13 protein-coding genes are annotated in these 10,985 nt (G+C 34.2%); 9 read left to right on the top strand and 4 right to left on the bottom strand.

The features are described 5' to 3' along the window. Window positions 1–36: 36 nt before the first annotated feature. Together nth and G4Z05_RS13605 are read left to right on the top strand one after the other, a co-directional pair. Window positions 37–702 (top strand): endonuclease III, encoded by a 666-nt coding sequence (gene nth, locus G4Z05_RS13600; protein WP_163252374.1) that lies wholly within the window; start codon window positions 37–39, stop codon window positions 700–702. Further along, window positions 695–1,048: a YpoC family protein gene (locus tag G4Z05_RS13605; protein ID WP_163252375.1), complete on the top strand. Its 354-nt coding sequence runs from the start codon at window positions 695–697 to the stop codon at window positions 1,046–1,048. Before nth ends, G4Z05_RS13605 begins: the two co-directional genes overlap by 8 nt. 93 nt (window positions 1,049–1,141) lie before the next feature. Here G4Z05_RS13605 and recU read toward each other — a convergent pair whose 3' ends face one another. Further along, the gene (gene recU, locus G4Z05_RS13610) at window positions 1,142–1,744 is read right to left on the bottom strand and encodes a Holliday junction resolvase RecU (protein ID WP_163252376.1); all 603 of its coding nucleotides are present in this window, start codon (window positions 1,742–1,744) and stop codon (window positions 1,142–1,144) included. 192 nt (window positions 1,745–1,936) lie between these two features. Between recU and G4Z05_RS13615 the strand changes: the two genes are divergently transcribed. The 3 genes from G4Z05_RS13615 to G4Z05_RS13625 all read left to right on the top strand — a co-directional run bounded on the left by G4Z05_RS13615 (window position 1,937) and on the right by G4Z05_RS13625 (window position 3,951). Next, window positions 1,937–2,914 (top strand): DUF2515 family protein, encoded by a 978-nt coding sequence (locus G4Z05_RS13615; protein ID WP_163252377.1) that lies wholly within the window; start codon window positions 1,937–1,939, stop codon window positions 2,912–2,914. A 322-nt stretch (window positions 2,915–3,236) separates the two neighbouring features. Further along, a complete protein-coding gene (locus G4Z05_RS13620; RefSeq protein WP_163252378.1) occupies window positions 3,237–3,500 on the top strand; it encodes a hypothetical protein in 264 nt (87 codons plus the stop codon). A 79-nt stretch (window positions 3,501–3,579) separates the two neighbouring features. Then, the gene (locus G4Z05_RS13625; protein ID WP_163252379.1) at window positions 3,580–3,951 is read left to right on the top strand and encodes a DUF1798 family protein; all 372 of its coding nucleotides are present in this window, start codon (window positions 3,580–3,582) and stop codon (window positions 3,949–3,951) included. A gap of 17 nt (window positions 3,952–3,968) precedes the next feature. Here the strand turns inward: G4Z05_RS13625 and yppF are convergent, their stop codons facing one another. Continuing rightward, a complete protein-coding gene (yppF, locus tag G4Z05_RS13630; RefSeq protein ID WP_163252380.1) occupies window positions 3,969–4,181 on the bottom strand; it encodes a YppF family protein in 213 nt (70 codons plus the stop codon). A 179-nt stretch (window positions 4,182–4,360) separates the two neighbouring features. Between yppF and G4Z05_RS13635 the strand changes: the two genes are divergently transcribed. Further along, window positions 4,361–4,915 (top strand): YppG family protein, encoded by a 555-nt coding sequence (locus tag G4Z05_RS13635; RefSeq protein WP_240465393.1) that lies wholly within the window; start codon window positions 4,361–4,363, stop codon window positions 4,913–4,915. 43 nt (window positions 4,916–4,958) lie between these two features. Here the strand turns inward: G4Z05_RS13635 and G4Z05_RS13640 are convergent, their stop codons facing one another. Both G4Z05_RS13640 and G4Z05_RS13645 read right to left on the bottom strand, forming a co-directional pair. Further along, on the bottom strand, window positions 4,959–5,435 hold the full coding sequence (locus tag G4Z05_RS13640) for an Hsp20/alpha crystallin family protein (RefSeq protein WP_240465394.1): 477 nt from the start codon (window positions 5,433–5,435) through the stop codon (window positions 4,959–4,961). 120 nt (window positions 5,436–5,555) lie between these two features. After that, a complete protein-coding gene (locus G4Z05_RS13645; protein WP_163252381.1) occupies window positions 5,556–6,254 on the bottom strand; it encodes a Crp/Fnr family transcriptional regulator in 699 nt (232 codons plus the stop codon). A gap of 204 nt (window positions 6,255–6,458) precedes the next feature. Between G4Z05_RS13645 and G4Z05_RS13650 the strand changes: the two genes are divergently transcribed. The 3 genes from G4Z05_RS13650 to G4Z05_RS13660 all read left to right on the top strand — a co-directional run bounded on the left by G4Z05_RS13650 (window position 6,459) and on the right by G4Z05_RS13660 (window position 10,794). Next, window positions 6,459–8,762 carry a DEAD/DEAH box helicase gene (locus tag G4Z05_RS13650; protein WP_163252382.1) on the top strand — a complete coding sequence of 768 codons (2,304 nt, stop codon included), beginning with the start codon at window positions 6,459–6,461 and terminating at the stop codon, window positions 8,760–8,762. Next, complete coding sequence (locus tag G4Z05_RS13655) at window positions 8,753–10,015, top strand: ribonuclease H-like domain-containing protein (protein WP_163252383.1); 1,263 nt, start codon at window positions 8,753–8,755, stop codon at window positions 10,013–10,015. Before G4Z05_RS13650 ends, G4Z05_RS13655 begins: the two co-directional genes overlap by 10 nt. A gap of 392 nt (window positions 10,016–10,407) precedes the next feature. Beyond that, window positions 10,408–10,794 (top strand): CotD family spore coat protein, encoded by a 387-nt coding sequence (locus G4Z05_RS13660; RefSeq protein WP_163252384.1) that lies wholly within the window; start codon window positions 10,408–10,410, stop codon window positions 10,792–10,794. The last annotated feature ends 191 nt before the right edge of the window (window positions 10,795–10,985 follow it).

A 10,985-nucleotide genomic window follows, 5' to 3' on the forward strand; every position in this document is an offset into this window, starting at 1 on the left:
CTCGTTTCTTTTATGTTTAATAGGCAGGTGATATTTTTGCTGAATAATACACAAATTCGCTATTGTTTGGATCAAATAGGAGCGATGTTTCCGGATGCTCATTGCGAGTTAAATCATTCAAACCCTTTTGAATTGATTATCGCAGTCTCTTTATCTGCACAGTGTACGGATGCCCTTGTAAATAAAGTGACAAAAGATTTATTTAAGAAATATAAAAGTCCTGAAGATTATTTAAGGGTTTCACTGGAAGAATTACAAAATGATATTCGTTCAATAGGTCTTTACCGAAATAAAGCAAAAAATATTCAAAAACTTTGTCGAATGTTGTTGGAAGAATATAATGGTGAAATTCCTACTGACAGGGATGAATTGACAAAACTACCTGGTGTAGGCAGAAAAACCGCGAATGTAGTGGTTTCTGTTGCGTTTGGAATTCCTGCCATCGCGGTGGATACCCATGTTGAACGAGTAAGTAAGCGTCTTGGTATTTGTCGTTGGAAGGATTCTGTCCTTGAGGTGGAAAAAACTTTAATGAGGAAAGTTCCGAAAGAAGAATGGTCAATTACTCACCACCGATTAATATTTTTTGGCCGTTATCATTGCAAGGCTCAAAATCCGCAGTGTCCGAGCTGTCCATTATTGGACCTGTGCAGGGAAGGGAAAAAGCGGATGAAGAAAAAGGCTGATGTAGGCCATGAATAATTCGTCAAAACAGGTATCAAAAATTCTGGAAAATTGGACAAAAATAAAAACACAGATTGAAGTACTTATACAGGAACGAAAGCAGAAAGAAACCACCGACTTCATGCAAAGAGGTATTGAATTATTTACGGACTTGTTATATTTCACGAATGACATTGAAGAAAACGAAAGAAATACAACATCAATATCACAGTTGAAAATTAAACCTGTCAATTTGGAAGAAAGGTTAAGTTTTATTAAGTCTAGACCGAATTTATATCATTCGTTCAGACAGCTTTCAGAATTAATGGGAGAACAAGAAAAGTTGTATGCAAAGAAACTTGTTTTAAAAAAATCGTCTAAGTAGTTTACTTAGACGATTTTGCTATTTATGAGCTTGTTATTAATATAAAACTAGGTCCCTTTGTTGTTCCAATTTACCTTAATAATTTTCTATTCTTTAACCTATAAAGTTATCTATTATTTTAATATAATCAATTCTTGGCTGATAACCAATAGGAATAAAATATCCATTTTGTTTGATTTCTTCTTTTGTTATTGATTTTCTGCCTCCATTTTTCATTCTATCCCAATAAGACAATAAGTGTTTTGCTTCAAGTAAATAGATTTCATCATTTATGGAGAAGCGAATGATGACAAAGCAAATGCCTCCATGCTTAAGCACTTGCTCCATATGGAAAATTTGGTGATCGTGGAAGTTTTTTAATGGAAAAGAGGTCGAATTTTTCGTTTCTTTTGCTTCAAAGTCAATGTATCTACCCTTATAAACACCATTATAATCGGTTGTAGAGGCTTGTTTAAAATAGGCTTCTTTAATAACAGCAGCACTTCGTTTTGGGTAATCTACATGAACAATTTGAATGGGTGTGGGTTTTTTATGAATGACTGCAATATTTTTTTCACGATAATACTGGTTCGTTTCATTTAAATCTTCTTCTAGCGTCATCCCTCTGTTACTATAAATACCTCTATCTTTCCCGTAAATCGATAAATTCTTTTTTTGTTCTTGTTTGATGAATTTTTTACCATTTGGATAATTCATTTATTATATTCACCTCTTTAAATCATACCTTATCATAACAAAACTTTGGATTGATAGGTGAATAAAATTAAACTTAAAGCAAATTTTAATAATTGAACTCAAATTGTTCATCATTAAAAGAATTTCATCAAACTAAAAGTTTTCGATATTACCTAAAAGTCTATTTTTATTTTAAGGGTGCGAAATATTTAAATGAACGATCTTACAATACAAGAACAAAACCTTATTCGTCAAATTCGTTTTGAAACTGATAAGAGAAACATGGATAATATCTCGAGGACCAATGCTTACTTTTCATATTTTAAAAATAATCGAGATATTCTTTGGGCATTTCTTGCGAGTATGGTATCACGTAATGGTGGTTGGAATATGTGTGATCTTGAAGGTTCTATATTTCGTGAACTATTGGCACCTGAATATAGAAAACAGCTGTTTTTAGTGTTTGAACGAGCAAATTGGCTTATTTTTCACGATGTTTATCCCCAGCTTTTGATTTATCAATATTCGAGGGAAATGAACCGCCCCATGTTTCATTTATTACCATATTTTCATGTTTCTTCATTTATACAAAAGGAATGGTATAAATATTGGAAGGAAAAAGATCGTTTTAGGTTAATGACAGCTTTAATTATTAATGAGCAAAATGTGATTCAAACTCCAGTGATTGACCATCCGCTATTAAAGAAAAGAGTATTTCGCTCTCTTATGTTTCAATTTCAAGATTGGTTGCATTTTAGTTGTGTATTATTTCCTACAACGGGAGGGGAAGTTTATGGGGCGAGTGTAAATGGATTTCGATCGCTTTATAAACGGATTAATTTAGGTAAGAGATTGGCTAACATCTTATTTCATCCGAGATTATTCCCACATTTCTTTGAATTTGCGGAAAAAACCTCTCACACAGGATCAAGAAATGATTATGAACAATATTTCAAGGTGAAGACAGGGATAAAAACTCCAATTTTAAGAATGACGTACCCCATTATTGAGCATCAGCAAAATATTTCGAATGATTGGAGTAAGAAACGAAAAGTTCCTTCCATTTGGATGAAATATCCGGTCAAACATCGGAACCCAATCCATCTAACAGACTGGTACATAGAAAAGTCTAATCAACTCATGCTTCTACTCTCATTTCATAAAGTTTTTCATCTTAAAAAATGGGAATAAAAAAAGCAAGGATAAACCTTGCTTTTTATTCTGCTGGACGGTTAGGTCCTTCTAGTTTTTTATCACCATAGCCAACTCTTTTTTCTTCATTGACTGGTTGCCCTTGTTTTTTGTTTTGTTTATTTTTAGCCATTTTAACACCTCCAATTTTAGGATGTACGTAATTGTCTTTTTCATTCGAATGAATGTTTGTCGAATGGAAATGTGGAATTATCAGATAGGCACTTTCTTTGCCGAATAGCTTCTAGTTTTGTCAAGAGGGCAGGAAGCAAAATAGAGAAGGAGAATAATAACAATAAGAATTCACAGGGAGGGTTCAAACATGGCTGATCGATCCATTGAAAAGGAAAAACTGTTAAATAAGTTAACGGATATTCATGAACAATTAGAAGAGTTGGAGTGTGCTTTAGAGGCTTCTTTTTCTGAACTTAGGAAAAATTTAAATAAAGAAGAGCAGGAGAAATTGGCTGTTTCAAAACAAAAGCTTTCTATGCTTGAAATAAAGTTAAATAAAAATTTAATTGGAGAAGAAATCAATCGAACACCAATCGTATCACAATCATTAAATCTTGAAATGGGTTATTAATATCGATAAGATAGTTAGAAAGAATAGCAGCATGGTTATCCTTGCTGCTTTTTATATTGTATGAACCGGGGAGATCAAAATGCTAGAGGAGCTATATAATAAAACAGAGAAATTAATAATGTACCAAAAGATATACATGGAAAATTTTTATGAAGTAAAAGAAACTAGGGATAAAAAGGATTTTTATGAAATAATTAAACCATTTGTGGATGAGGTAAAGGCTGTAAATGACGAGTGGAATTTGTTAATGAAAAAATGGCTTTCAGAGGCTTCCCCAAAAACTATACATTTCAAACAGATAGATACCATTTCAAGTTATATAGAACAATTATCTATTCAATCATTTTTTTCAGAAACAAGTAAAAAAAGGTTTTTGGATATGTATCGGACAGTTGAATATTTTTTGCTAGAGGTTAAAAAAGAACTTGAAAAAATGAAAAGAGATGCCTAGAAGCATCTCTTTTGATTTTAATTACTATTTTTGATGAGGGAGTCATTAGCGGTATGTTCAGGTAAAACCGCTCCTAGTTTTTCTAGTTCACGGACATAATTGCGATAATCTATTATGCTAATTTCGTTGTGGATATAGGCTTTTTTAACAAAATCCATTAATGCATTAACATCTTCAGTGCTGTAGTCACGACTTTGAAAAAATCTGCTTTTAATTTCGCTAATGTCCATAGTAGATCCTCCTTCACCATTTTTTCTATCGTACCATAAAATAAAAAATTCCTTAGTTTTTAAAAAATTTAAACTTCAGACAAAATTCTTCTGTTTGCGACAGTCTCTAATATTTCGATGTAACACCTTTTAGCGTTATTTTTCATAGTGTGTAACAGAGAAAAATACGGAGGAGATGTATGCCTGTGTTTGGCAAGATGAGACTGATGGACAATTATCATTATGGGTTTCCATCACAAATGATTCATCACGGTTCATTTGGAGTGCGATGGGATGGGCAACAGGATTATCGAAATCAGGCAATTATGTATCCACCTCCAATGCAAATTCGTGGCCTGAACTCCAATTTATACCAAGTTGTAAATGTACCGCATACAATACAACCATTTGGCCAAAATTTTCAATCTGGTATTATGCCAACACATATACATTATAATCAGAATCATTTACAGAAAGATGTTCAATTTTTATTTCAAAACCCATTGCAACCAAAAGAGGAAATGATGACAAATCCGTATCAACCCATGAGTGGGTATCCATTAATGAATCCTTATCCAAAACAAAGCTTTATACCTAAACCACCAGGAGGATTACAAACCTTCATGAATTCATTTAAATCACAAGATGGAACTTTGGACCTCAACAAAATGATAAATACTGCTGGTCAAATGATGAATGCAGTTTCACAAGTGACATCTCTCGTTAAAAGTTTTGGAGGTATATTTAAAACATAAAGAAGGACGGCATATTGCCGTCCTGAAATATTAGCGAAAAATATTAATCATCGATTTCAATAACGGTTCCTTTAATACGAGGAATCTTGATCTGTAATAATCCATCCCTATAGGATGCTTTCACCAATTTCTCATTAATGGATTGGGGAAGTGTAATTGTTCTACTGGAGTGCTGCCTTAAATACTTTCTTTGAAAACTGTTGTTCCGTTCATCCTCTCTAGTCTCCAATTCATTATTTTCGACAGTAATGGTTAAGTAATTTCCATTAGCATGAATATGGATTTGTTCTCTTTTTACACCTGGCAGTTCTGCGGTAACAATATAATCATTATCCGTTTCTCTCAAATCCAAACGAAAGCCAGCATCAAAAGGAAATGGTCTTTTGAAAAATTCATCCATTGTTTGGAGAAAACCTTTGATCGGTTTTTCATTAAAAAACTCATTCATGGATTTCATTAATTCTCCAAAAGGTTCAGGTTTTTTTGAGTTTTTATGATCTCCTGGAAGATTAGAAGACAACTTAAAAACCTCACTTTCCCAGTATTTTCACGATAATATATGCAATTTGAACAAGGTAGGTGCCCTCCCTCTTTAGGTAAAAAGAAAAACACCGCAATGAAATGATTGCGGTGCATGATTCTAGATTAAATTTATTTCTTCCATCAAAAGTTTAACATCAACTATCATGTTTCCGTCATGATCGACTTCAATTAACTCATCTTTTTTCATTTTTGTAAGTGTACGGCTGATTGTTTCTCTCGTTGTCCCAATCATATTGGCAAGATCTTTATTTGTAAATTCAGATTTCAAAAGTATGGTTCCATCTTCTTGTTCTTTCCCATCTTTTTGAGCGAGTCGAATAATAAGTTTTACAATTTGCTCGTACGTATTATTTAAAATTTGTTCCTCTAACCGATTTTGTAAATCAACAATTTTTTCCCCAAGAACTTTAAATACTTTTATACAAAGTTCGGGATTTTCAATGAGAACATGTTCAAAGCGTGTAATGGGAACGGCAATTAGAATAGAAGGTTCAAGTACTTCTGCAAAGGCCGGATAGTTGCCTTTTCTAAAAAAGCCTACATGAGGAAACATTTCACCTTTCTTCATAATTGCGACAATTTGTTCCTTGCCACTTATATCACTTTTATAAATTTTTATTTTCCCACTATAAATAAAATATACATTTTCGAGTGGATCCCCTTGATGGAAAACATGGCTATGTTTTTTCCATTCCCTTACAATGGCAATGTCGGTTATCTTAGATAATTCGGTATCATTTAATGAACGAAACAATGTGAATTCAGATAATACTTTTTTAATTTCTTCTATTTTCATTGAATCACCTACAAAATATATTGAGATGCTTCTATTTTAACAAAAATTAAAATCTCTTTTCTTCTAATTTTAAATCTTATGCACAAAATAAGCAAAAAAAGAATAGATAGAGGAAAATAAAACGGTGAAATTCGCTGGGGTTTTTGATATATTCTTTTACTCCGAACGTTTATTCGTTAAAATGGAAGTGTTGAGGTGAGTACGATGAAATATAAAAAAAATCTACAAGATCTATTAACTGAATTTAAAATGAATGATGACTTTAATAAAAATATTGTTGCTTGGCGAACCATTCCTGAGAGCCCTGCTAAAACTGTTCCGCTTCCAGAAAATTTACATCCACTTTTGAAGGAAGCTTTAATCTCACGGGGGATTGACCAGTTGTATACTCATCAAGAAACTGCTTATAAAACAATTATGAAGGGTAATAGTATTGTAGCAGTCACTCCAACTGCATCTGGAAAAACATTATGCTACAATCTTCCGATAATCCAAACGATACTTACTGATCCCGGAACAAGAGCTTTATATTTATTTCCGACGAAGGCATTAGCTCAAGATCAAAAAAGTGAATTGAATGAATTTATTGAGAAGGCAAAGTTCGATATTAATAGCTATACATATGATGGTGACACTCCAGCAAATATTCGCCAGAGAATAAGAAAAGCAGGCCATATTGTCATTACAAATCCAGATATGCTTCATTCGGGAATTTTACCTCATCATACAAAATGGGTTTCATTATTTGAGAATCTTAAATACGTTGTGATTGATGAACTTCATACGTACCGTGGAGTCTTTGGTAGTCATGTGGCAAATGTAATTAGAAGATTGAGGCGGATCTGTCAATATTACGGTAGCAATCCGATTTTTATTTGCACATCTGCAACGATTGCCAATCCATTAGAATTAGCGGAAAAATTGACAGATAAGAAAATGGAGCTTGTCGATAATAATGGTGCACCTACTGGGACAAAGCATTTTCTCTTTTATAATCCTCCGGTTGTAAATAAGCCGTTAAATATTAGACGAAGTGCTACATTAGAGGTTCGTAAGATTGCCGGTGAATTATTGAAAAACAAAATTCAAACGATCGTATTTGCTAGAAGCCGTGTAAGAGTAGAAATTATCTTAACTTACCTACAGGAATTAGTACAACACCAATTAGGTACTAAATCCATTATGGGATATCGAGGAGGATACCTTCCAACGGAAAGGAGAAAGATTGAAAAAGGATTGAGATCGGGGGAAATATATGGGGTTGTTAGCACGAATGCACTGGAATTAGGAGTGGATATCGGCCAACTTCAGGTTTGTATTATGTCAGGTTATCCTGGAACAATCGCAAGTGCATGGCAACAAGCTGGAAGAGCAGGTAGGAGACAAGGAGAATCCCTTGTCATAATGGTTGCTAGCTCAAGTCCACTTGATCAATATATCATTCAAAATCCGGATTATTTTTTCAATAAAAGTCCGGAAACAGCGAGGATTCATCCTGATAATCTTATTATTTTAATAGATCATATGAAATGTGCTGCTTACGAACTGCCATTTAAAAAAGGGGAGAAATTTGGCGGGTTAGATACAGAGGACTTGTTAGATTATTTGACCGAGGAACGCGTTCTTTTTCAGAACGGTGATAAATGGTATTGGATGAATGATTCCTTTCCGGCCCATAATATTAGTCTAAGGTCGGCTTCTCAGGAAAATGTCGTTATTATCGATCAAACAAATGTAGCCAATGTGAAGGTTATTGGGGAAATGGATCGTTTTTCAGCTATGACATTACTTCATGAAGAAGCGATCTACTTACATCAAGGAAAACAATTTCAGGTGGAGAAGCTGGATTGGGAGGAGAAAAAAGCGTTTGTTCGTGAAGTAGATGTAGACTATTTTACAGATGCTAACTTAGCCGTTCAAATGAAAGTGTTAGAGATAGACAGACTTCAAGAATTAGATGGTGCTGAAATTGGATATGGTGATGTCTGCGTGAGAGCAATGGCTACCATTTTTAAAAAAATCAAATTTGAAACACATGAAAATATCGGTTCTGGTCCTATCCATTTACCAGAGGAAGAACTGCATACAAATGCTACCTGGATTTCTTTGAATAACTCATTAACCGAACTTGGAAATGAGCGGCTTGAACAAGGACTGATTGGAGCTGCACATGCCTTACGAGCCGTTGCACCATTATTTGTGATGACTGACCCACAGGATATTCATGTCACTCCACAAGTGAAAGCTGATCATAATGAAAAGCCTACCATCTTTTTTTATGATCGATACCCGGGAGGGGTAGGATTGAGCGAAAGACTTTATTATGGAATGGCAGAATTATTTTATGCAACAAAAAAAATGATCCGTCAATGTCAGTGTGAGGCCGGCTGTCCTTCTTGTATTGGAACTGATATGAAAAATGATAGTGCAAAAAATGATGCATTAAAGATTATTGATACATTTATCAACCAGTTTTCATTAACTAAGGGTGTAGAGAAATGTCATTAAGGAGTAAATTAAATCGGTTAAAGCCTCACTTATCGATTGAACAGTCAACTAAAAATAAAATCCAACAGCCACCAAACGAAAATGTCATCCATGTTCCATATAAAGAAGTGTGGGAAAAAGAAAATGTTTACCCTTATTTCTTTGATCAAAACTACTGCTTAATTCGAGAAATTAGTTACCCCTTATCTTATCAGCATGGCCATTATTGTTTTCGAGATTTTCTTACAGCAGTAAAACTATGGAATCAGAATGAAAACAGTCATCCATTATCAGCGAAAGGATACAATGCAGAGGAATTGTTTTTTTTTGATACAGAAACAACCGGACTCGGAGGCGGGGTTGGTAATACGATTTTCATATTAGGATATGCTAGCCTATCAAATGAATCAATAATTTTACGACAGCATATCCTTCCACAACCGGGAGCAGAGGTTCCTTTATATCAGAGTTTTTTAGAAAAAATTAATTATAAAACATTGGTTACATATAATGGAAAGGCTTTTGATTGGCCACAGGTCAAAACAAGGCATACCCTTATTAGGGAACATGTACCTAAGCTCCCTGCCTTTGGTCATTTTGATTTATTTCACGCGGCCAGAAGACTCTGGAAGCATAAATTGGAACGGATGAAATTATCGATTGTGGAAAAGGAAGTTCTTGGAGTAGAAAGGAAAGACGACATCCCTGGATTTTTGGCTCCGATGATATATTTCGATTTTGTTGAAAGTAAAAGGCCAGATGGTATGCTTGGTGTGCTTAAGCATAATGAAATGGATATCCTGTCACTCATTACACTATACACACATTTGACCTTTCAATTGTGTGGAGTGGATCAGGAACAATCGAGGATGGAGATCTATGAAGTAGGACGCTGGTATGCAGCGATAGGGGAAAAGCAGCAAGCCAAAAGTGTTTTAAAGAATATTGCAACTGGTAGCGATTTTACATCGTGTAAGGCCAAATTAACTTTGGCTTATCAATATAAGAATGATCATGAATGGGAAAGTGCCAAACAATTATTTTTAGAGGTGGCAGATTTCGGAGATGAGAAAATGAAGGTAGAGGCATATGTTGAGCTTGCTAAAATTTATGAACATAAATTAAAAGATTTAGCTAGAGCATTTGAATTTTGTCAACGGGCAATTGAAAGGGTAAAACATAGCAATTTAAAGTTAACGGCCATTCAATCTTTGGAACAATTAGAGTTAAGGCAAAAACGTATAAAGAGAAAATTATTAAAAACTTCATGTTGAGTTTTTAAAATAAAATAATAATTATTGTTGTTTCTTGTTGATTAAATTTGTAACAAAATGTTCACATTTTTTTTGCATAAAACAGCAATTCCATATTGTTAATATTGTATTAAAAATGTAAAATTTAATATTGTGTTGAGAAAAATTGACTGTAAATTAGATGGAGCTGGTTATATGTATAAAGCAATTCTTTATTTATTTTTTGTTGTTGTTTGTTTAACGGCTGTTGTTTTTTCAAGTTTAAAAGATAGCTTCTATTCATTTTTATAAAACTAACTGGCTTATAACAAACGGATTTGGCTGAAGAAAAATAGGTATTTTCATTAGTACAAGAGTACTCCTTTCAACATAGGCTGTTAATGTAAACAGAACTTTAGAAAGGAGAGCTTATTATGTTTTTAGGTAGTAATTTTGCTCCACCAGTTATACACCCGACTAAGCATTTTGTAAATCACACTTTTTCCACAACGGTGGTTCCGCACATTCATCCTGTACACACAACAACTGTAAATCATCATTTGTTCCAACATAAACATTATTGTCCGCATACTGCTTCGTGTGCCCAAGATGTATGCAATCAACATTTAGATTGCTGCAATCAATGTCCACCTGTAGGAGCGATGCCGGAAGTAATGCCAGCTGCAAATGCTCTACCAAATGCCTTACCAAATGCCTTACCAAATGCGATGCCAAATGTTCCACCTGGCTATGGTATGGGCGGCCCTGGATTTGGCCCTGGAGCTCCGGGCATGGGAGCACCGATGGGACCTAGACCGTAAATTTCTTATTACAAGGGCTATTTAGCCCTTGTTCAGATTGTAGACAAAAGGCATTCCGAATAAGCTTAATTCGAAATGCCTTTTCAAATTTTAAGCAATTTTTGGTCTATATTAACTTTAATTTGACCCCTACGGGGTCAATTATTATACCATTTTTGGACTAGTCCAAGTCCAGTTTGCCAGTTTCTTTA

Source organism: Neobacillus thermocopriae (genome assembly GCF_010975035.1).
In the GTDB taxonomy this organism is placed as follows: Bacteria; Bacillota; Bacilli; order Bacillales; family Cytobacillaceae; genus Neobacillus; species Neobacillus thermocopriae.